19 protein-coding genes and 1 pseudogene are annotated in these 21347 nt (G+C 68.6%); 14 read left to right on the top strand and 6 right to left on the bottom strand.

Features of this window, described 5'->3' with window-relative positions; all coding sequences use genetic code 11:
- Positions 1 to 198 precede the first annotated feature (198 nt).
- The 9 genes from D7V88_RS07425 to D7V88_RS07385 all read left to right on the top strand — a co-directional run bounded on the left by D7V88_RS07425 (position 199) and on the right by D7V88_RS07385 (position 11057).
- Positions 199 to 1683, top strand: a complete 1485-nt coding sequence (locus D7V88_RS07425; RefSeq protein ID WP_120539919.1) for a CoA-acylating methylmalonate-semialdehyde dehydrogenase — start codon at positions 199 to 201, stop codon at positions 1681 to 1683.
- A 60-nt stretch (positions 1684 to 1743) separates the two neighbouring features.
- Entirely contained in the window at positions 1744 to 2997 is a 1254-nt protein-coding gene (locus D7V88_RS07420) for a GTP cyclohydrolase II (RefSeq protein WP_120539902.1), read from the top strand.
- Positions 2990 to 4198, top strand: a complete 1209-nt coding sequence (locus tag D7V88_RS07415; RefSeq protein ID WP_120539901.1) for a URC4/urg3 family protein — start codon at positions 2990 to 2992, stop codon at positions 4196 to 4198. The genes D7V88_RS07420 and D7V88_RS07415 overlap by 8 nt, the downstream gene beginning before the upstream one ends.
- Positions 4199 to 4275: 77 nt before the next feature.
- A complete protein-coding gene (gene upp, locus D7V88_RS07410) occupies positions 4276 to 4911 on the top strand; it encodes a uracil phosphoribosyltransferase (protein ID WP_120539900.1) in 636 nt (211 codons plus the stop codon).
- A 114-nt stretch (positions 4912 to 5025) separates the two neighbouring features.
- Entirely contained in the window at positions 5026 to 6027 is a 1002-nt protein-coding gene (locus tag D7V88_RS07405) for a hypothetical protein (protein WP_120539899.1), read from the top strand.
- Positions 6028 to 6161: 134 nt separating this feature from the next.
- On the top strand, positions 6162 to 6947 hold the full coding sequence (locus D7V88_RS07400; RefSeq protein WP_158625024.1) for a serine protease: 786 nt from the start codon (positions 6162 to 6164) through the stop codon (positions 6945 to 6947).
- A gap of 506 nt (positions 6948 to 7453) precedes the next feature.
- The gene (locus tag D7V88_RS07395) at positions 7454 to 8887 is read left to right on the top strand and encodes a DUF8814 domain-containing protein (protein WP_120539897.1); all 1434 of its coding nucleotides are present in this window, start codon (positions 7454 to 7456) and stop codon (positions 8885 to 8887) included.
- A 78-nt stretch (positions 8888 to 8965) separates the two neighbouring features.
- Positions 8966 to 9733, top strand: a complete 768-nt coding sequence (locus D7V88_RS07390) for a class I SAM-dependent methyltransferase (RefSeq protein WP_120539896.1) — start codon at positions 8966 to 8968, stop codon at positions 9731 to 9733.
- Entirely contained in the window at positions 9726 to 11057 is a 1332-nt protein-coding gene (locus D7V88_RS07385) for a CapA family protein (RefSeq protein WP_244238038.1), read from the top strand. Before D7V88_RS07390 ends, D7V88_RS07385 begins: the two co-directional genes overlap by 8 nt.
- A 3-nt stretch (positions 11058 to 11060) precedes the next feature.
- Here the strand turns inward: D7V88_RS07385 and yjjJ are convergent, their stop codons facing one another.
- Positions 11061 to 12371 carry a type II toxin-antitoxin system HipA family toxin YjjJ gene (gene yjjJ, locus D7V88_RS07380; protein WP_120539895.1) on the bottom strand — a complete coding sequence of 437 codons (1311 nt, stop codon included), beginning with the start codon at positions 12369 to 12371 and terminating at the stop codon, positions 11061 to 11063.
- A 276-nt stretch (positions 12372 to 12647) separates the two neighbouring features.
- Between yjjJ and D7V88_RS07375 the strand changes: the two genes are divergently transcribed.
- Positions 12648 to 13400: a carbonic anhydrase gene (locus tag D7V88_RS07375; RefSeq protein ID WP_120539894.1), complete on the top strand. Its 753-nt coding sequence runs from the start codon at positions 12648 to 12650 to the stop codon at positions 13398 to 13400.
- Between the two features lie 11 nt (positions 13401 to 13411).
- Here D7V88_RS07375 and D7V88_RS07370 read toward each other — a convergent pair whose 3' ends face one another.
- Positions 13412 to 14692 (bottom strand): chloride channel protein, encoded by a 1281-nt coding sequence (locus tag D7V88_RS07370; RefSeq protein WP_120539893.1) that lies wholly within the window; start codon positions 14690 to 14692, stop codon positions 13412 to 13414.
- Positions 14693 to 15019: 327 nt separating this feature from the next.
- On the opposite strand from D7V88_RS07370, the gene D7V88_RS07365 reads away from it, so the two are divergent.
- The 3 genes from D7V88_RS07365 to D7V88_RS07355 all read left to right on the top strand — a co-directional run bounded on the left by D7V88_RS07365 (position 15020) and on the right by D7V88_RS07355 (position 18018).
- Positions 15020 to 16105 carry an SGNH/GDSL hydrolase family protein gene (locus tag D7V88_RS07365; protein WP_120539892.1) on the top strand — a complete coding sequence of 362 codons (1086 nt, stop codon included), beginning with the start codon at positions 15020 to 15022 and terminating at the stop codon, positions 16103 to 16105.
- A 76-nt stretch (positions 16106 to 16181) separates the two neighbouring features.
- The gene (locus D7V88_RS07360; protein ID WP_120539891.1) at positions 16182 to 17441 is read left to right on the top strand and encodes an AHH domain-containing protein; all 1260 of its coding nucleotides are present in this window, start codon (positions 16182 to 16184) and stop codon (positions 17439 to 17441) included.
- Positions 17442 to 17445: 4 nt separating this feature from the next.
- Positions 17446 to 18018, top strand: coding sequence for an imm11 family protein (locus tag D7V88_RS07355; RefSeq protein WP_120539890.1), 573 nt, complete (start codon positions 17446 to 17448; stop codon positions 18016 to 18018).
- 6 nt (positions 18019 to 18024) lie between these two features.
- Here the strand turns inward: D7V88_RS07355 and D7V88_RS07350 are convergent, their stop codons facing one another.
- From D7V88_RS07350 to D7V88_RS07335, 4 genes are all read right to left on the bottom strand, one after another.
- Positions 18025 to 18621: a macro domain-containing protein gene (locus D7V88_RS07350; protein ID WP_120539889.1), complete on the bottom strand. Its 597-nt coding sequence runs from the start codon at positions 18619 to 18621 to the stop codon at positions 18025 to 18027.
- Positions 18622 to 18714: 93 nt separating this feature from the next.
- Positions 18715 to 19212, bottom strand: a complete 498-nt coding sequence (locus tag D7V88_RS07345) for a hypothetical protein (protein ID WP_120539888.1) — start codon at positions 19210 to 19212, stop codon at positions 18715 to 18717.
- Positions 19213 to 19223: 11 nt separating this feature from the next.
- Positions 19224 to 20132, bottom strand: coding sequence for a DUF2381 family protein (locus D7V88_RS07340; protein ID WP_341870659.1), 909 nt, complete (start codon positions 20130 to 20132; stop codon positions 19224 to 19226).
- Between the two features lie 40 nt (positions 20133 to 20172).
- Positions 20173 to 21030: a hypothetical protein gene (locus D7V88_RS07335; protein ID WP_120539887.1), complete on the bottom strand. Its 858-nt coding sequence runs from the start codon at positions 21028 to 21030 to the stop codon at positions 20173 to 20175.
- Between the two features lie 130 nt (positions 21031 to 21160).
- Here D7V88_RS07335 and D7V88_RS07330 point away from each other — a divergent pair.
- Positions 21161 to 21347: pseudogene (locus D7V88_RS07330) on the top strand (hypothetical protein); the annotation flags it as partial.

Here is a 21347-nt window from a genome sequence, read left to right as displayed (position 1 = left end):
GCGCGGCGCGCACGTTGGCGCACCCCCTCCCGCTGAACACCCGCCCGCGCATCGGTCGGGTTTGCGACACGCCAACATTCGGAGATCCATCGCTTCCGATCAGGCGAGGACACCGTCGTGTCCCCCCGGCTTGCCGTTCGTCATCGACTTGCGTCTACCATTGCCGCCAATTCGTCACGCAACACCGGGGGGGTGCGCGTGTCCTTGGTTCGGTTTCCCGAGAGCGTTGTCTCTTGTCGTAACCTCGTGGGCGGGGAATGGCAGGCTCCCACCGAGGCCCAGGCGCAGGATGTGCGCAGTCCCTACACGGGAGCGCTCATCGGCCGTGTACCGCTGACGACCGCGTCCGGCGTCGCCCAGGCGGTGGAGGCCGCGAAGGTCGCCGCGCACGACTGGGGCCTGACACCGCTGCGCGAGCGCACCCAGTGCCTCCTGGCCTTCCGGGGGCTCCTGGAGCGGCACCTGGAGCGGCTGGCGCACCTGGCCGCGAGCGAGTCCGGCAAGACGGTGGCGGAGGGGCGCGCGGGCCTGCTCAAGGGCCTGGAGGTCTGTGATTTCGCCCTGTCGCTCCAGCAGTTGGACAGCGGCGCGCACCTGGAGGTGAGCCGGGGCGTCACCTGCGAATACCGCCGCGAGCCCCTGGGCGTCGTCGCCGGCATCACGCCGTTCAACTTCCCGGCGATGGTGCCCCTGTGGCTGTTCCCCATCGCCGTCACGCTGGGCAACGCCTTCATCCTCAAGCCTTCGGAGAAGGTGCCGCTCACCGCCTGCGCGCTGGGCGAGCTGATGGTGGCGGCGGGCTACCCACCGGGGGTCTTCTCCATCGTGCACGGCGGGAAGCCCGCGGTGGACGCGCTCGTGGAGCACCCGGACGTGAAGGCGATTGCCTTCGTGGGCTCCACCCCGGTGGCGCGGCACCTGTACGCGGAAGGTTGTCGCCACGGCAAGCGCGTGCTGGCGCTGGGCGGCGCGAAGAACCACCTCATCGTCGTGCCGGACGCGGATCCGGACCTGACGCCGCAGGCGGTGGTGGACTCGTTCACCGGCTGCGCGGGCCAGCGCTGCATGGCCGCCAGCGTGATGCTCGCGGTGGGCAACGTGCAGCCGCTGGTGGAGGACATCGTCCGGCGCGCCGCGCGGCTGGAGCCCGGCCCGGGCATGGGCGCGCTCATCGACCGGGGCGCGGTGGACCGGTTGGAGACGGCCATCGCCAAGGCGAAGGCGGACGGGGCGCTGGTGCTCCTGGACGGTCGCGGGCGGCGCCCGTCAGGGGAGCTGTACGCGAACGGAAACTGGCTGGGGCCCACGGTGCTGGACGGCGTGCGGCCAGACATGGAGGCCGCGCGGCTGGAGCTGTTCGGCCCGGTGCTGTCCATCGTGCGGGTGACCACGCTGTCGGCGGCGCTCGCGGTGGAGCACGCGTCCCCGTACGGCAACGCGGCCTCCATCTTCACCACCAACGGCGCGGTGGCGCAGACGGTGGTGGAGGGCGCCAAGGCCGGCATGGTGGGCGTCAACGTGGGCGTGCCGGTGCCGCGTGAGCCCTTCTCCTTCGGCGGCACGGGCGAGTCGAAGTTCGGCCACGGCGACATCACCGGGCCGTCCAGCCTCGACTTCTGGAGCCACCGCAAGAAGGTGACGCGCAAGTGGTCCGCGCGCTCCGACGGCTCGTGGATGAGCTGACCCCTTTCGCTTCCCCAAAACCTTTCAGGACTTTCCAGCGCCCGACAGGAGGGCGCCCCAATGGCTGACAAGAAGCCCGTCAATCACATCCGTCTCACCTCGCACCCGGACCTCCAGGCGCCCGGAGTCCCCCTGCGCTGGGGCGAGACGGAGCCGCTGCGGCGTGGCCCCGTGGTGGCCACCATGTCCGACGCTGGCAATCGCAACGTCATCGGCACGCACTCGGGGGCGTACGCCATCTACCGTGCGCTGGCGGTGTCCGCGGGCAAGCTGCCGCAGGACCACAAGGCGGACCTGACCAACACGTCCCCCGCCGCGCAGGTGGGCCCGTATCCTTCGTGGAGCGACCCCAAGCGCATCGTATCGCTGGACCCCTGGGGCGCGGTGGCGTCGCAGGTGTTCCGCGGGTACGCCGAGCAGGGCGTGGACTACCGGCCCACCATCGCCGTCACCCGGGCCCACATCAACATGCCGGAGGTGCGCGACGCGATGCTCGCCGGACGCCTCAAGGTGGACGGCGACCTGGTCGCGGCCAATGGCGACATCAAGGTCGTGAAGGCCGCGGTGGAGCCTGTCTGGTTCCTGCCCGGCATCGCGGAGCGCTTCGGCCTCACGGAAGGCGCGCTGCGCCGGGGCCTCTTCGAGCACACCGGCGGCATGTACCCGGAGCTCATCACCCGCCCGGACCTGCACGTGTTCCTGCCGCCCATCGGCGGACTGTCGCTGTATGTGTTTGGCGACATCGCGAAGCTGGCGGACAAGGACGTGCCGCTGGCGGCGCGCGTGCATGACGAGTGCAACGGCTCCGACGTGTTCGGCAGCGACATCTGCACCTGTCGCCCGTACCTGGTGCACGGGATTGAAGAGTGCGTGCGGACGGCGCAGCAGGGCGGGGTGGGGCTCATCGTGTATCACCGCAAGGAGGGCCGGGCGCTGGGCGAGGTGACCAAGTTCCTGGTCTACAACGCGCGCAAGCGGCAGGAGGGCGGCGACTCCGCGGCCACGTACTTCCACCGCACGGAATGCGTGGCGGGCGTGCAGGACATGCGCTTCCAGGAGTTGATGCCGGACGTGCTGCACTGGCTGGGCATCACCCGCATCCACCGCTTCGTGTCCATGAGCGACATGAAGCACGACGCCATCGTTCGCTCGGGCATTGAAATCCTGGAGCGGGTGCCCATTCCGGACGGACTGATTCCGGCGGATGCACGGGTGGAGATGGAGGCGAAGAAGGCGGCGGGCTACTTCACGCGCGGGCCGGTCGCGGACGCGGGGGCGCTGGCGCAGGTGAAGGGACGGGACCTCGATGCTTGACACGATCCGGGTGCAGGAGGTGTCTCCGACGGTGGCGTGGCTGCGCAGCCCGGCGGCCATCCGCGAGCGGTGTCACCAGGTGTTGGACCTGGGGCTGGCCGGAAGGCTGGAATACTTCCGGGTGGAGCCCTCGCGGCTGCCCGTGGTGGTGGACCGGGTGCTGGCGGTGACGCACGAGGCGTACCCCCGGCTGGACATCCCGGTGCACAGCCGCTGGCGGCACTTCGACGCGGGTGGGGTGCCCCGGCTCGCGCAACTGGAGGCGAAGCTGGCGCCGCTGCCGCCGGAGGAGCGTGCCCGGGCGAAGGTAGACCTGGGGGTGGTGAGCGTGCTGCTCGACGCGGGCAGTGGCCCGACCTGGCGCTACCAGGAGCGCGGGGGGGCGACGTATGTGCGCTCGGAGGGGCTGGCGGTCGCGTCGCTGCGGATGTTCATGGCGGGCGGCTTCTCGTCGGACCCCGACCGGCCGCTGCGCGCGGACGCGGAGGCGCTGGGCCGGATGACGCGCGAGTCGCTGGAGCGCGGCTTCCAGGTGTCGGCGTCCAATCCGTTGTTCGGCGTGGAGGGCCGGCTGCACCTGTTGCAGGGGCTGTCGCGCGTGCTGCCGCGTCCGGGGTCGATGTTCGACATGCTGGCGGCGCACCGCCGGAGCGTGCGGGCCGCGGAGGTGCTGGGCACGGTGCTGGACGTGCTGGGCCCCATCTGGCCGGGCCGCACGACGGTGGACGGCGTCAACCTGGGCGACGTGTGGGAACACCCGGCGCTGGGGCCGCCCGGCAGCGCGGACGCGCTGGTGCCCTTCCACAAGTTGTCCCAGTGGCTGGCGTACTCGCTGGTGGAGCCGCTGGCGGAAGCGGGCGTGATGGTGACGGAGCTGGATGCGCTCACCGGCCTGCCGGAGTACCGCAACGGCGGGCTCTTCGTGGACCTGGGCGTGCTGGTGCCGCAGGATCCCAGGATGCTGACGGAGGTGTACGATCCCGGTGACGCGCCCATCGTGGAGTGGCGCGCGTTGACGGTGGCGCTGCTGGACCGCGTGGCGGCGCTGGTGCGTGGCCGTCTGGAGTTGAGCGCGGAGGAGCTGCCGCTCGCGAAGGTGCTCCAGGGCGGGACGTGGACGGCGGGACGGCGGGTCGCGGGGGAGTTGCGCCCCGGCGGGGTTCCACCCATCCGCGTGCGCAGCGACGGCACGGTGTTCTGACGAGTTCCGGCGACGTGAAGCGCTTTTGAGCAGGCCCACAGGCCGTCCGGGACGCCCGGGCGGCGCGAGGAGAACCCATGGACTTCCCGAACTGCACGGTGGTGGACCACCCGCTGGTGAAGCACAAGCTGACGGTGATGCGCAAAACGGACACGAGCACGGCGTCCTTCCGGGCGCTGCTGGAGGAGATTTCGCTCCTGCTCGGGTACGAGGCGATGCGCGACCTGAAGCTGCGCGAGGAGGAGATCCAGACGCCCATGGCCCGCACCACCGGCTGGGCGCTGGACGGCAAGAAGCTGGTGCTGGTGCCCATCCTCCGCGCGGGGCAGGGCATCCTGGACGGCCTCCTGCAACTGGTGCCGTCCGCGCGCGTGGGCCACATTGGCCTGTACCGGGACCCGGAGTCGCTGGGCGCGGTGGAGTACTACTACCGCGTGCCCGCCGACCTGGAGGACCGGGACGTCATCGTGTGTGACCCGATGCTCGCCACGGGCAACTCCGCGGTCGCGGCGCTCCAGCGGGTCAAACGCAGCCGCCCCGGCAGCCTGCGCTTCGTGTGTCTGCTGGCCTGTCCGGAGGGGCTGACGAACCTGCGCGAACACCATCCGGACGTGCATGTCTTCACCGCCGCCATCGACGAGAAGCTGGACGCGCACGGCTACATCCTGCCGGGCCTGGGCGACGCCGGAGACCGTCTGTTCGGTACAAAGTAGGACGGCGCGAGATGTGTACTCACGTGTAGACAGAGGGCGCGGGTTGTCCGCGTAAACATTCTATGCGTGATTTTCTCGATTGACGGGAAGAGCAGATTCACGTTTTCTCGTCGCATGAAGACTGTTCGTGCGATTCCCGCGTTCCTTTCATCCGCGCTCCTGCTCCTCTCGTGTGGCGAGGGCGTTGCCCCTGAATCCGAAGGTGTCACCCCCGCCGCGCAGGAGCAGGCGGCGGACACCTTCGTGCTGCGCCAGACGAAGCCGACGGCGGCGAACACGGGCGCGGGCGTCATCCGCGCCTGGCCGACGAAGGTCATCAACGGCGACGTCACGTTGAGCACGGCCGGGCAGCGGCTGGCGGACACCATCGTCCACGGGCGGGTGTTCATCAAGGCGGCGAACACGGTGGTGAGCAACTGCGTGGTGGACGGCGGGCCCGCGATGACGGGCGGCGGCTCCATCATCCAGATTGGCACCGGCGGCACGAATGCGCGCATCGAATACACCACCGTGCGCGCGGCGAACCCGACCTACTGGGTGAACGGCATTGGCATGCGCAACTACACGGCCTACCGGGTGGATGTGTCCGGCGTGGTGGATGCCTTCTCCGTGGCGCCCGCGACGGCGAATACCGCCGTCAACGTGTCCATCCAGGGCAGCTACGGCCACGACCTGGTGCACTTCTCACCGGACCCCAACCACCCGGGCACGGATTCGCGCACGCACAACGACGTGCTCCAGTCGCACGGGGGCATCGGGCTGGAAGTGATTGGCTCGAACTTCTCCGCCTACCACGACCCGGTGATGGGCACGCAGCCGGTGCCGAACCCCAAGAAGCAGATCGCCGCGATGATGATCAACACCATCGTCGGGCCCTCGGCGGGCATGAAGATCGAGGACAACTGGTTCGGCGGTGGCGTGTATTGCATCAACGGCGGTGGCGCGAACGGGGGCGGCGGCACGTTCCTGCGCAACAGGTTCGACCGGGGCTCCGCGTCCCCGGCGAACCCGGACGAGTCGTACACGCTGGTGTTCGACAGCACGTTCATCCAGACGTCCACGGGCAATGTCTATGAAGACAACGGGCATGCCGTGAAGGTGCGGACGGGCTTCTGAGGCCGTGCCGGGCGCCCACCCAGGCCTCCCGGCCGGGGATGGGGCGGGGTGGGTGCCCGGGTTTTCTGGCGCCGCGAGTGGCGCACGATGCAGGCTCACGGCTTTCCGGGCCCCGGGCCCGACACGGAGGACGCATGACGCGGCGAGCGTGGTGGGCGGGACTTTCCCTGGTGGGGCTGCTGGGCTGCGGGGGCTCCGTGGAGGAGTCAGACCCCGCTTCGCCGTCGGTGGAGCGCACGGAGCAGGAGATCATCGGCGGCTCCGTCGCGGTCCGGTACCAGCTCCCCTACCAGGTCCGCATCATGGTGCAGGGCGTGTTCACCTGTGGCGGGACGCTCACGAAGGCCGGCTGGGTCGTCACCGCGGCCCATTGTGTCGAGGGCATCGCTCCCAGCGCCATCCGGGTCATCGCGGGGGACCTGCTGCTGAGCACGCTGGAGGCCGATGAGCAGGTGCGCACGGTGTCCCGCAAGGTCATTCATCCGTCCTACGTCGCCGTCGAGCCCCTCCATGACGTGGCATTGCTCCAACTGGCGCAGCCCTTCGCGCTGAGCGCCGCGGTGCAGCCGCTGGCGCTGCCCACCGCGCCCGCACCCCAGGGGTTGCATACGGCGAGCGGGTGGGGCGCCACGCAGACGGGGCCCACGTCCAATGCGCTCAAGTACACGAGCCTGAGGGTTCTGGGCCCGGCGAACTGCCAGGCGCTGGTGGGGAGTGGCCATGTCCCGAGCGCGCAGTTGTGCGCGACGCCTCCCAACAGCAGCACGAATGTCTGCCAGCGCGACGACGGCGGTCCCCTGGCCCTGGGCGGGAGGCTGTATGGGATTCTGAGTGAGCACGGCAGCAGCCAGTGCAACACGTTCTCCGTGTTCAGCAACGTGTTCACGTATGTGCCCTGGATCCAGTCGTATACGGGCTAGCGGAAGTCTTTCGGCTATCTTCCGGGACATGCGAATGCTTGTCCCGATGATGCTGGCCTTGTGCGCGGGGTGTGCCTCTCCGTCCGCGCGACAGGACGCCGCGCCTGTCCCGGATGCCGCCACCGCGCAGGCCCCGGCTCCAGCCGTCCCCGAACCGGCTCCGGACGCCGCCGCACCGGCTGGTCCTGCGTCTCCTTCGTACACCGCCTGCGGTTGCGGCTGCTGCGGGGGCGTTGAACCGAGGATCGTCTGCCTCGGCACGACAGCGGAGTTCGAGAAGATCATCGCCAGGGACAAGGCCGAGGCGAAGTCGCCGGACTGTGCCCTCGCGGGATGCACCATGCCGACGCAGTTTCGGATCTGCGACGAGCCTCCCCGCACGCCGTGATGCGGTGGGTCAGAAGGCCCCAACGCACGCTTTTGCTTCGCGACTCTTGAGAACCGGGAAAGACGGGCTTTAAAATATATCCGTCTAAACGTTTTTTACCCTTCCCGGGAGTCCAGGCATGCGCGCGTCGTGGCGGTCCACCCTGATGACGGTGATGTGGGGCGCGGTGTTCGCGCAAGGCGTCGCGGTGGCCGAGCCGGCTCCCGCCGCCCAGCGCGCGGAGGAGGGTGCCCAGCGTTGGACGGAGGCACTCTCCACCGGCGAGGGCTCGGGCGAGCTCGTGAGCACGCGGGACGGGCTGTTGTACGAACCGAACGCGGTGATGCGCCGGCCCGAAGGACTGAACCGGCTCACGGGCCTCTTCACGTTCCCGGCGCGCACGCTGGCGCAACCCGTGGACACGTTCCGTCCGCGCATCCAGGCGACGCAGTCTCCGGGCACGGCCGTGGAGGTGGACGTGCGCGTACGCGTCCCCGGCGGGGCCTGGAGCGAGTGGCGCACCGCCACAGAAGGCGAGGCCGTCCGGCTGCCCCGCTCCGGCACGGAGGTGCAGGTGCGGCTGGCGCTGGTGGCGGACGAGCGCGGCCGGGGTCCCGTGGTGCAGGAGGTGGGGCTGGAGGGCTGGCGCGAGGGGACGGGCACGGAGGAAGGACTCCAGGCGCTGGCGCCCTTGAGCTACCGCGTCTACGCCACCCGTGAGGGATTGGTGGGCGGCACGACGGCGAACGGCCACGTCATCAAGACGAATGACCGGTTCGTGGCGCTGCCGTCGCGGCGGGGGCTCGCGTCCAACGGAGGCTCCGAGTACCAGGTGCGCGTCTGCTATTCGAAGACGGCGAAGTGCGCGACGACGTCCGTCTGGGACGTGGGGCCCTGGAACACGAAGGACGACTACTGGAATCCCTCCAGCGTGCGGGAGATGTGGAAGACCCTGCCGCAGGGCAAGCCGGAGTCGCAGGCGGCGTACCAGGACGGCTTCAACGGCGGGTTGGATCAATTCGGGCGCCGGCCGGCGAACCCCGCGGGCATCGACCTGGCGGATGGGACGTTCTGGTTGGACCTGGGGATGACGAACAACGACTGGGTGGACGTGACGTACCTGTGGACGTCGGGTGGCGGCACGCCCACGGGCCTGGTCGTGGACAGCAACAACGCGAACAACGACCAGGCGAAGGGCTACATCCAACTGACGGGTTCGAGCTGGGCGTCGTCCACGAACGTGGCGGGCTACTACGGCAGCAGCTACCTGGTGTCCCCGGGCGCGGCGGTGTCGGAGCCGGCGACGTTCTGGTTCTACCTGTCGGCGGCGGGCACGAAGTCGGTGGATGCGTGGTGGACGGCGGCGACGGACCGCTCCACGGCGGCGCCCTTCATCGTGGTGAACGCGTCGGGCACGCAGTTGGCGAACGTGAAGGTGAACCAGCAGCTCAACGGCGCCAGGTGGAACACGCTGGGCACGTGGAGCTTCCCCGCGGGCTGGAACAAGGTCCAACTGAGCCGCTGGGTCACGGCCGGGACCTACGTCGTCGCGGACGCCATCCAGGTCCGTTAGCCGCGCTTGGGGGGGACGTCGTGGACGTCCCCCTCGTGCGGGCGGTAGAACGCTGGACCGTCCCTGAGGAAGACAGCCATGGCCTTGCGCACCGTGATTCCTCCCCCGCTGGAAGAGCCCCAGCTCTACACCGACCTCGCGTCCTGGTGGCCGCTGTTCTCGCCTCCGGAGGAGTACGTGGAGGAGGCGGAGGACCTGCTCGACATCCTGCGCACGGCGGCGGAAGGGCCGGCGACCACGATGCTGGAGCTGGGCGCGGGCGGTGGGAGTCTGGCGTTCCACCTGAAGACACACTTCACGCTGACGCTGACGGACCGCGCGCCGGAGATGGTGGCGGTCAGCCGGGCCGTCAATCCCGAGTGCGAGCATCGGGTGGGGGACATGACGTCCCTGCGGCTGGGGCGCACGTTCGACCGGGTGATGGTGCACGACGCCATCATGTACGCGGCGGACCGGGACTCGGCGCGGGCAACGGTCCAGACGGCGGTGGCGCACTGCCGGCCGGGCGGCGCGGTGGTGTTGCTGCCGGACTACGTGCGGGAGACCTTCGAGCCCTCCACGGAGTCGGGTGGGCATGACTCGCCGGATGGGCGGGGGATGCGCTACCTGATGTGGACGTGGGATCCGGACCCGGAGGATGAGACCTTCGAGACCGCGTTCGCCTACCTGCTGCGCGAAGCGGATGGCACGGTGAGCATGTCGCAGGAGCGCCACTGCTTCGGGCTGTTCCGCCGCGAGGACTGGCTCACGTGGATGCGGGAGGCGGGGTGTCCCGCGACGACCCGACGCGATCCCTGGAACCGCGAGGTCATCATCGGGGTGCGGGAGTCCAGTGGCGGTGGGTAGGCGACGCGCGGGCCTCGTGTCCGCGCTCCTGTTGTGGTGGGTGCCGTCCTGGGGGGCCGCCGCGCCCGCGCGCGTGGAGCTGGTCTTCGGCGGGGATGTGATTCCGCACGGCGAGGTGAAGTCGGTGGCGCGGGCGCATGCGCGCACCGGGGCGGTGCCTCCGGGCGGAGGCGCGGCGCCGTCGCTCAACCACGAAGGCTGGGACCACGTCTTCGGCCCGTTGTCGGACGTGTTGCGAACGGCGGACGTGGGCGTGGTGAATCTGGAGACGCCGGTCACCGACAACCGCAAGGCCGTCACCCAGGAGCTGGTCTTCAACGCGCCGCCCGCGATGGTCCAGGCGCTGGTGGGGGCGGGCGTGAAGGTGGTGTCCACGGGCAACAACCACGCGCGCGACCAACACGTCGAGGGGCTGGTGGAGACGCTGCGCCACCTGGACGCGGCGGGCTTGCGGCATGTGGGCACCGGGGCCACGCGGGACGCGGCCTGGGCGCCGGTGTTCATGGAGGTGCGCGGGGTGCGGTTGGGCTTCCTGTCCTTCACGCGGATCCTGAATGGCTTCAGCAACCCGAAGGAGGCGAACGCGCCGCACGTGGCGCTGGTGCCCTATCCGGAGCACGCGTCGCGTCGGGGGTTGGGTGAGAAGGAGGCGGTGGAACTGGTGCGCGCCGCGGCGGCGAAGTGCGACGCGCTGTTCGTGATGGGGCACTGGGGGCGCGAGTACACGGACACGCCGCACCCGCTGGACCGGGCGCTGGGACAGGCGTTGCTGGAGGCCGGGGCGTTGGCGGTCATCGGGCACCATCCGCACGTGCTCCAGCCGCTGGAGGCGTACACGACGAAGTCCGGACGGCGGGGACTCATCGCGTACTCGCTGGGCAACCTGGTGGCGAACCAGGGGCGGTTCTACAAGCACGCGCCCGGAAGGTCGGGCACGGACGGGGACAAGCGGGACTCGCTGCTGTTGCGCGTGGGGGTGACGCGCGCGGATCAGGGCGTGGCGGTGGCGCTGGGGGACGTGGCGGTGTTGCCGGTGTGGATTGAGAACAACGCCTCCGGCCGCAAGGCCCGAGCGAAGCGCAACATCCAGCCGGTGCTCATCGACCGCGAGGTGGAGGAGGTGTCCCGGAGGCTGGCCGCGCTGGCCCTGCGCGCCGGGAGCCCGGACAAGGCGGCCCGGGCGGAGAAGGTGGCCCTGGAGCAGCGGTTGGCGGGCGCCCGCTACCGACGGGAGCGCATCCTGCGCATGCTGCCCGCGGAGTTCCGCGTGGCCACACCGGAGCTGCGGCGGCGCGGGGATGTGACGGCGCAGGCGGGGCCGTGACGGTCAGCCCACGGGTACGCGGGCGATGAGTTCCGCGAGCTGGTTCCGGCAGGTGGCGCAGCGCTGGCGGAAGTCCTCACTGAGATTCGTGGATGCGATGAGCGTGTCCCAGTAGGTCCGTGCATGGCGTGCGGCATCCGCCCAGAGGTCCAGGTTGTTCGCGGTCGGTGGCGCGGGTCGGAAGGTTCGTTCGACGAGGTGCGCGCCATCGGGTGCGAATACCATGGGCAACATGTCGTAGATGGGCGCGAGCCGGAACCGTCCTGGTGACTCCACGAAGCAGGAGACATTGCCGAGGTGCCGGTCGACGTTGCCGATGAGCTGACCGAAGGTGTCGAGCCAGCGGATCCGCCGGACGTCTTCGTGGGACAGGCGGCGTTCGGCGAGCAGGCGCAAGGACACGTCGGTCCAGTTACCGCCCGATCTGATGTATTCGTTGTCGATGGCCCGCAGCGACAGCAGGGCTCGCCTTCCACGAAGACCGATCCGGTCGAACCGCTCGACCTCCAGGAACCGGTGGTTTCCCAGGTCGAACCCGTGGGCCTTCGCTGCATCAAGCCCTGTCGCACGCACGGCCTCCAACGCGAGGTGTTCGCTTGCGAGCAGGTCCCTCCAGCGCTGTCCCGCGCTGCCCGCGCTCGCATCCGCGAACTTCACGAGCACGTGACAGCCTTCGGCGTAGACGGCGAACTTCGGCTGCTCGCCTCCAGCGGACGAGCCCGAGCCATCCGCCAGGAAGGTCCGGGCCCGTTCGGGGTAGTTGTCGCGGCGGATCTCCTGGACCTGCGTGGCCAGGTACCGGTTCAGGGACTCCTCACCCAGGATGAGGTCTCCCGTGCAGTCCTCTCCGCGTCGCGCCAGGGCGATGAACACCTGATCATCGTTCCACTCCGTGGTGCGCGGAGGGAGTTCGAGATCCGGATGACGCTCACGGAAGCCCCGGCCCATGTAGCCCTGGGGGCTCATCTCCTCCGCGAAGGGCGGGAGTCCTTCGAAGCGCTGCCCGGGTCCCTGGATCGCCTCCTGCCAGATCCCGCCCGAGGACAGGAAGTGGAGCGAGCCCTCTCGATGAAGTTGGCCTGACGCATCCACGCGGTGGAGGGCAACCTGGGTTCCCAGTCCCGTCACTACGCGCGTCCGGGCATACAAGGCGCCCCGGGTCCGTCCCATCCGGCAGACCGCATCCCCCGCGGCCTTGATCCACCGGGACAGGGTCTGCTGTGAGACGCCGAAGTGCTGTTGAAGCGCCTCGGCCGGCACCGGTTGCAGGCGCTGGACGACATCCAGGAAGTGGGGGATGGAGGGCGCGGACATGAGTAGATAAGTGAGTAGATAACGATGTTGGATTTTTACGCAACTCGTTGATTTTAAAGCTCTACTTCAAGTCATGGCTCCCTAAGCGTGAGTAGATAGCCATCGGCTTCGGTGTGCCTCTCTGATGCCGCTGGCAGGTGCCTGCTCGGCTGCCCACACCCAGTGACGCCCTGATGGCCTGACCTGGAATCCGTGGTTCCCGATTCGTGCCCCTGTTACGCACCAGGGGCACTGGACTCACCCGCCCGGTGCACACCCCACGACAGGTCTCTCACCATGATTCCTCTTCTTCGCACCGTCGCGGCCCTCGCGTTGCTGGGCACCGCCCTGCCCGCGCTCGCCGAGGATGCGCACCCCGCCCATCCCGCCGTGAAGCCTGAAGCACCGCCGGTCACGTTCCACCGGCTGGAGCAGGGCAACCTCCGCTTCACCAAGGGAGTGGCGCGGCATCCCGCGCAGACCATCGCCGTGCGCAACGCGCTGGCCTCCGAGCAGCATCCGCACGCCATCGTCGTCGCGTGCAGTGATTCACGCGTGCCGCCGGAGCTGGTCTTCGATCAGGGCCTGGGCGAGCTCTTCGTCGTGCGGGAAGCGGGCAACGAGCTGGAGCCCCTGGCCCTGGCCAGCATCGAGTACGGCGTCGCCCATCTTGGCGTGCGCCTCATCGTCATCATGGGCCACGAGTCCTGCGGCGCCGTGAAGACCGGGCTCGCCATCCCGGATGGGCAGAGCGCGGGTTCCCCCTACCTGGATGCGCTGGTCTCGTCGGTGAAGAGCAACCTCACCGACGCGGGCCTCACCGACGCGGATCGCCATGACCCGAAGGTGGTGAAGGCCGCGCACGCCAACGTGGACGCCGTCACCCGCCAGCTCACCCAGCGCTCCGAGCTGCTCAAGGCGAAGGTGGACGCGGGAGAGCTCGCCGTCGTCTCCGCCATCTACGCGCTCGACACCGGGCACGTGGAGTTCTGGCACACGGAAGGGCTCGCCCCCGCCAAGGCCCCGGTCACCACCACCACCAGGCACTGACTCCGTGGCCGTCAGGGCGCCCCGGGCTTCCGGGGCGTCTCGTGCAACTCCCGCAGGGAAACGAGTCGGTCCAGCAGCGGCCCGCCCAGCTTCCTTCGGGCGATGCGCTGCGACGGATAAATGCCCCGGTGCCCGGTGAGCAGGTACGCCACCGTCGCGACGATGGCCACGTGCGGCAGCACCGCGCCGCCTACCAGCTCCACCGCCATCAATGACAGTGCCAGGGGAGTGTTCGCCGCCGCCGCGAACAGTGCCGCCATTCCTACCGCCGCGCCCAGGTCCACTGGCAATCCCAACAGCCGCGCGAGCACGTTGCCCAGCGCCGCCCCGATGAAGAACAGCGGCGTCACCTCTCCGCCCAGGAACCCCGCGCCCAGCGTCACCACCGTGAACACGAGCTTCCACGCGAACGCGTCCCCCGGCAGCGACACGTCCTGGAATGCACGCAGGATGCCGGGTACGCCCAGGCCCAGGTAGTCGTCCGTCCCCGCAAGCTTCCACAGCGCCACCACGCCCAGGCCGCCCAGGGCCATGCGCAATGGCAACCACGGCACCCGTCGCTCCAGCAGCTTCTTCAGCCCGTGCGTGCCTTCGATGAAGGCCACCGCCACCAGTGCCACCGCCGCCGCGAACACCAGCCACTTGCCCAGCACGGGCAGCGTCAACGCCAGTGCCTGCGGCGTGGGGTACGCCGTGTGATGGATGCCCAACCCCCGAGTCACCAGGTCCCCCACCACCGACGCGGTGAGCGCGGGCAGGAGCGCCTCGTAGCCCAGCCGTCCCACGCACACGACCTCCAGCCCGAACACTGCCCCCGCCAGCGGCGTGCCGAACACCGAACCGAAGCCGCCCGCGATGCCCGCCGCCAGCAGCTCACGCCGCGTGTCCGGTGCCACGCGGAAGCGGTGGGCAATCTGGTCCGCGAGGCTCGCACCCATCTGCACCGCCGTGCCCTCGCGCCCCGCGCTCCCGCCGAACAGGTGCGTGAGCACCGTGCCCACCAGCACCATGGGCGCCATCCGCAGGGGAATCACCGCGTCCCCTTCATGCACCGTGTCCAACACCAGGTTGTTGCCACCCCGGATGGACGCGCCCCACCGACCGTACACCGCGCCCAGCACCAGCCCCGCCACCGGCAGGGCGTACACCAGCGCCCCGTGCGCGAGCCGGAACGCCGTGGCCCACTCCAGCAGCGCCAGGAACACCGCGGACGCCACGCCGCACACTCCGCCCACCGCGCCGCCCAGCAGCAGCCACTGTCCCAGCGCTCGGGCACTCCGGGGGAGGTTCACGGCCGTGGAGTCTAGGCGCGGCGCGGCAACCCCGGTCCGGAAGAGTGCTCCACCCTCCGCCCAAACACAGACAGCGGATTCTTCCAGTCAAACAGGGGCCGCCGGCCCTGAAACATGGTGAAACAACGCGTCAATCCGGGGCGTCGCGTCATCCGTGAGGACAGACACCCCATCCTCTGACGCGCCATGGCGGAATTCATGCTCAACCAGCAATGCTGGTTGTGGAGCTATTTCGGGTCTGGTTGGTGATTCCAGAGTCAATCCCGTGTACCTTGCGCCGCCTCTCCCCGTGCAGGGGAGAGACCCCCTACCTCCTCAGGAGCCGGTATGTCCGTTCGTCGCAGCGGGCTGTCCCTCGTCGCCGTCCTCGCCGCCACCACGTTGGGTGGAAGCGCGATGGCCAGCACCATCAACCAGAACACGTCGTGGACCATCAACCGTTCGGCGTCTCAGACGTACCGGGTGGTGGCGTACGGCGACTCCATCTTCGCCGGCTACAACGGTGGCATCGGCAGCGTGGCGCGCCGTGGCGCTCCCGTGGTGGAAGGTGAGTACGCGGCGAAGAAGTGGGGCACGAACGTGGAGGTCATCCGCCGCACGAAGTCCGGTGCGAAGGCGGACGACATCTACAACAACAAGATCGTCGCGGACCGCTCCTACATGCAGACGGCCAACACGCGCGTCGTGATGTTCGAGATGTGCGGCAACGACTACCTGCAGGCGCGCAGCGCGTTCACGGACCAGACGGGCACGTGCAACTACAGCGGCCTGCAGGCGGCGCTGACGGCGTGCACCACGTACATGGAGCGTGGCATGCAGGCCATCAACCAGTACGCGACCAGCGCCAAGGTCAAGGTCATCGCGAACATCTACTACCCCGGCTACGACGCGGACAACGTGCTGACGGCCTGCACGGATTCGGCGACGGGGCAGAAGGTGAACAAGCAGACCTACTTCCTGCCGCTCCTGGCGCGCAGCAACTGGCGCGCCTGTAACCTGGCGTCCAAGTACGGCTTCAAGTGCGCGGACTCCTTCGCGGAGATGATGGCGGCGGACTACGACCGCAACGGCGACGGCCAGGTGGACTCCGAGGCGATCGCCTACCGCGCCGGTGAGACCGAGGACGCCTACGTGCAGCGCATCAGCGTCACCCTGCGCAGCACGCTGCGCGACGCGAACCTGCACCTGGCGAACGCGAGCACCAGCTACGACTACATCCAGTCCGACAACACGCACCCGACGTACACGGGCTCGACCATCAGCGTGAACATCTTCTCTGGCTCTGGCTCCGGTTCGGCCGCGCCGGGCTACACGGACGCGCAGATCGTCAACGGCAAGAACCCGGACTGGAACAAGTTCGGCCACGAGCGCATGGGTTGGTCGATCTCCAACTTCGATCCCGCGACGCCGTGAGTTGAGTCCGCGGTCGTAGTTCCCAAGGCCTCCGACCTGTCATTGGGTCGGGGGCCTTGTCATGTTCGGAGGCTGCATGAAGACCTGTTGGCTCGTGGTGCTGCTGCTCACGGTGGGGTGCGCGACGCCGCGCGTGGTGCATCTGGACACGGGGCGGGGCAGGCCCATCGCGTACACGCCTGCTTCGCCCGCGCCGGTGGAGGTGGACGAAGAGGTGTTCAGGCAGGCGGTCGTGCAGTGGGTGCTCGACACGCGACTGGACGTGGCGTTCGGGACGTCTGGACGGCACGTGCTGTTGGCTTCGGCTGGGGGCGTGGTGGATGGCGCTGGGAGCACGCTGTCCGCGCGCATTTGCGAGGAGTTGGATGCGCGGGAGGCCTGCCTGAGCCTGCTGGGGCGCGGGCCCATGTCAGGTGCGATGGGGCGGCGGATGATGGCGCTCTCCTTCGCGTTCGACACGGTCTGGGAGGGCGTGGCGGACGTCATCCAGGACCTGATGGATCCAGCGGTGCTGCGCACGATGGTCACAGCGACGGTGGGCAGCGCGCTGGTGATGCTGGTCATGCCCGAACCCATCACGAAGATCGTCGCGCTCGCGCTGACCGCGTCGCTGATCGCATATCTGGGCGCGGGGCCCGTGTGGAACCTGGGCCGGGGCTTCCTGCGGCTGATGGAGGAGTCCGAGGTGGCCCGGAGTCCCGAGGAACTGAAGGAGGTGGGGCACCGGTTCGGAAGGGTGCTGGGGAGCAACGGGGCGCGGGTGTTGGTCATCGTCGCGTTGACGGCGATGGGTGGGAAGAACGCCCTGGCCTCACAGGGGCCCAGGATGCCGGGTTTCGCGCAGGCGGCGGTGCGGGCGGAGGTCGAAGGCGGGTTCCAACTGGCGAGGGTCTTCTCCGGGGAAGTGCGGTCCCTGTCCATGCCGGCGGCCGGGGTGCTGAACGTCACGCTCGCGCCCACGGCGGTGGCCGCGTTCGCGATGGGGATCGGGGGTGGAATCCAGGGAGACCCCGATGGGGATGTGCATCACATCTGCACGGACAAGAACGAGGTGTCCGATGCGTCAGGTGGGCCGTGGACGCCTCGCTACGAGGAATTCTTCGAGCAGGCCGGGATGTCGCTGAATGACGCCGCGAACAAGGTGCGTATCAAGGGGCACCGAGGGCCGCATTCACGGGAGTACCATGCGACGGTCTTCGAGAGGCTCGGGCTCGCCATGAAAGGCTGCGAGGGGGTCGCGCAATGTAGGGCTGCGTTGCTCCAGGAGTTACAGAAGATTGCGCTCGACCTCATGACGTCTGGTAGCAATCTTCGGCGCTTCGTCACGAAGGATTAACCGCATGGCACAACGATTCTTTTCGCTGACGGAGGATGTGTATGTCCCAGGTCGCTGGTACCTGCGTGACCCCGTCGGTGAGGATGCCAGCGGGTCTCGTAGCATCTGGCGGTTCACCCAGGGGCAGCGGGTCGAGGTGGGTGGCCGGTTGACGGTTCCGTTCAGGCGTCCCGGCAGGGAACTTGATTTCACTGCCGCAGGAGCCGCATCGACACCTGTTGTCAGTGCTCGGGTCGCGACAGTGCTTGAAAGGCTGGCCCCCGATGACGCGCAACTTCTTCCGGTCGATATCGAAGGTACGAGCGAGCCCTTCTTCCTGCTTGTCGTCACGAAGCTGCTCGACTGCATTGATGACAAGGCATGTCGGGCGGTAGAGCGGTGGCTTCCAGAGGACGGTCGCCCGGACAAGGTCGGGGAGTATCGAGCTGTCTATGGCCTCCGCGTTGATCCGGAGCGGGTCAGGGACGCCCGGATCTTCCGGCTGCGGGGCTGGACCCTGCCTATCGTCGTTGATGAGGAGATCAAGTCCGCGCTGGAGCGCGTTGGCATCGTGGGGGGACGGTTCGACGCGGTCTGAGCCTGGCTACGTGGTGCGCAGTGCCCGGTGGACGAGATGAATATCCAGGAAGGACGGGATGCGCGCTGGGCCGAGCACCTGCTTCAAGGCCATCCGCATCTGCGCCGCACACCGTCTGACTTCGAGCCCCCCGATGCCGGTGCCCAGGCCCGGACAGACAAGGGTCCGGATGACGGGCGCTCCGGCGATTTCGTTGTGTCGCTTCACCGCGAGCAGGATGGCGCGGAACGCCAGATAGGCATTGACCGTCTGGGCGACGCTTTCAGGGATGCGCATGGTGGGGGCGGCCACGAGGAACGGCCAACGCGCGTCTCCTGAGGACACGACCTCCGCGGCCCCGACAGGAAGCTCCCCGTGATGCCGCTCCAGGATGGCGTTCTGCACCGCGTCCTGCACCTGGAAGCCCAGCGTGTCCCGGATGGCCAGGTCGAGCCCTCCATCCATGATGCCAAAGCTGTTGGCCGGGCTGACCATCGCGTCAGCGGGAACGGAGAAGAAGTCCCCTTCCACCACGGAGACGAAGTCGAACGAATCGAAGGCTTCGGCCAAGGCCTTCACCAGTTGGGGGGCACGGTCGATGAGGTAGATCTTTTCGGGAAGCATCCCGCGATATCTAGCCCGGTTCGGTGATGAGCGGGGCAGTCCGCCCACCGAGCGAGATGCACAGGTCCGTCGCCTCCCAGATGAGGGGTGGTGCTACCTGAACTCATCCACGATGTAGACCCCTGCGCTGGGTGCTCCGAGGACGGCCATTCCAGGCTTGGAGTCTGGCAGCTTCCGGAGCTGCCCGATGCCCAGTCGCGCTACCGCGCAGATGGGAACCTGAGCCCCTCCATCCAAGGGCTGGGCTGCGTAATACCGGATGACCGCCTGGGGACCGCTGGTCCAGACCCGGCCATAGAGCCGGGCCGGTGCCGCCAGAGGGCCGAGGTCGTCTTCGAGCACGCTTTCAATCGAGCCTTCATACAGCGCGAGCGGGCCGCTCGACTGATTCGCATCGAGCTGGATCCACGCGGAGACACCGACGAACAGCCGCAAGTAGTTCATCGCCTTGCGGGCCTCTTCCGGGCACTTCTCAGGTCCTGGCGTTCCGTCAGGACGAAGGGTCACTCCTCGCGTGGCGGAGCCTGGGCATCCGGACGACATCACGAGCAGCACTGCGCAGCCCAGGAGCGCGAGCTTGGTGGAGGCCATACGTCGCGCTCTTACTGTGCAACGAGATCAGGATCTAGCTGAACGACCGCCTGCCGAAGGCCGTCCTGCCGATAGAACTCCAGGAACACCGAGGTCAACTTGCCGTCCTCGATGAATGCGCTCCGGTCCGCCACGAAGGCCACCACACCGGACTCACCCGGAGCAATCGATGGGCGTGTCGAGCGAACGGCGATGGCGCTCTCCCTGCCGCTCACGATGCTCAGGAGCCGGGCTGACTTCATGCTCCAGTCCTGCTTCTTCGACAGATTCTTGATCGTGAGGACGACCGCAGCCTTGCCCTTGCCTCGGAACACGGTCGCTTTGAGCCGGGTGTCGCCATCCTCTCCATTGATTCGACTCGCAATCGTGAAGGGCGTCTGCGCGACAGCTCCTGCGACAAGGAGTGCGGCCAGAGCGTGGTCCTCCGAGGTCTCCTCCTTGCGGTAGCGCTGGTTCTCCTCGGCGAGGGTGCCGTTCTCCTGGAGCGCCCTTCGCAGCGCCGCGTGCATGGCCGCGTAGCCCTCACGGTTCTTGTACACGTCGACCTGTTGGTCGGGCCGCTCCTGCTGCTCCCACCCCGGCGGCCGCAGGAGGAACGGCACCTCGGTTCCGTCCACCAGCGTCACGACCAGCGGAATCCCTTCCTCGTCGTTGAGGTCGTGGAGCGGTTCAAGGATGACCTTGTTGCGGACCACCGCCAACGGTTCGAGCCGACCTTCCCAGCCGAGCATTTTCGTCCTGCCTGCATCCACTGCCTTCTCGAACCGCAACGTCGTGACCACTTGCCCCTTCACGTGGATGCGATGGGTGTCGTCGTCTGGATGCTCGGAAAGCATGAGCGCGCGAACGCTGTTCTTCTCGCGCCCGCTGGCGACAGCGACGGAACTCATCAGGACGCAAAGCAGAAGGAGTCGAAGCACGTACACAACCTACCAGGACGGCCGTGAGGCCTCCAATGCATCAGGCCAGCAGGCGCATCGCGAGGAACCCCGGCAGCGCGATGTAATACAGGGCCCGGCACGTCCACTCCGCTCCCGTGCGCACGTGGCGCGTCCACCGGGGCCCCAGCCAGGCGGCTCCGAAACACAGTGCTTCCGCGAGCGCCCTCCAGAAACAGCCAAACAGGAGCAGGGCCAGGAACACTGGCAGCCACGTGCGGACGAACGTGAACAGGTACGCCTGGAGGCCGTACATCTGCCATTCGCCGAAGGCGCCCCCGAAGGAGATGTACTGGTGCGCCCGGAAGAAGATGGCCGCGATGACTCCCGGCACGAAGCCGTACTTCAGCAGCCAGTCGTACCAACGCCTGCGCCACTTCGCGCTTCGCGCCTGCGCGTAACGCACCAGCGGATGCTCACGCGCCGCGCCCAACGGCCCCAGCGCCGTGAGCAGGGGCGCGGGGTCCTGGAGCTCCAGGCCGTAATCGAACGCGCGCCCCGTGCGCAGCATCAGCGTGAGCCCAGGGCCCGGAATGGGCAGCCTCCAGGGCCGGACGGACGCCAGGGCCTCGAAGGGAATCTCGAAGTGCGCGCCTCCCGGCTGGGTGAGCACGAGCCCCTCGGGACGCACCGTCACCGTGGCCCGCGTGCCCAGGTGCAACAGCCGCAGCGCGATGAGCGGCAGCAACCCACCGACCGCCAGTCCCGTCGCCAGCGGGCCGGGCTGCGTCTCCTGGCTTCCCGCGAGCACGTCCCGGAACAGCAGCACCGTGAAGTAGCAGAGCGTGCCCAGGACCCCTGCGTGCAGCAGGGCCCCCAGGGCTCGCAGCCTGGGTGTGAAGGCGTGGACGGGGAAGGGGCCGGACGCGTCGACGTTCATGGGTGGCGGCCTGCGCATTGCTTCGGAGCGAGCGGCTTCCGTAGCATACGCGCCCCGGAGGCTCCCCGAGAACATGCGTTCCCCGCAGTCTGGCCCTGAGCGTCGCACGGATTCCGATGGCGTGACGCGGGTGACGCCCTCGCGAGAGTCCCGCGGCACGGGCTCGTGGCTCATCGGTGGCGCCGCCCTCCTCACGGGCCTGTGCGCGGTCCTCTGCGCCTGGTGGCTCTCCCGCCCCGTGACCGTGGAGGAGCGGCCAGAGCCCGTGGTCGAAGCGGTGTTCAAACCCGCTCCCTCCGAACCCCTGCCTCCGCGCG

This window comes from Corallococcus terminator, assembly GCF_003611635.1.
GTDB lineage: Bacteria > Myxococcota > Myxococcia > Myxococcales > Myxococcaceae > Corallococcus > Corallococcus terminator.
The sequence above is the reverse complement of the archived record's forward strand: the minus strand, read 5'-3'. Positions and strand labels throughout refer to the sequence as shown.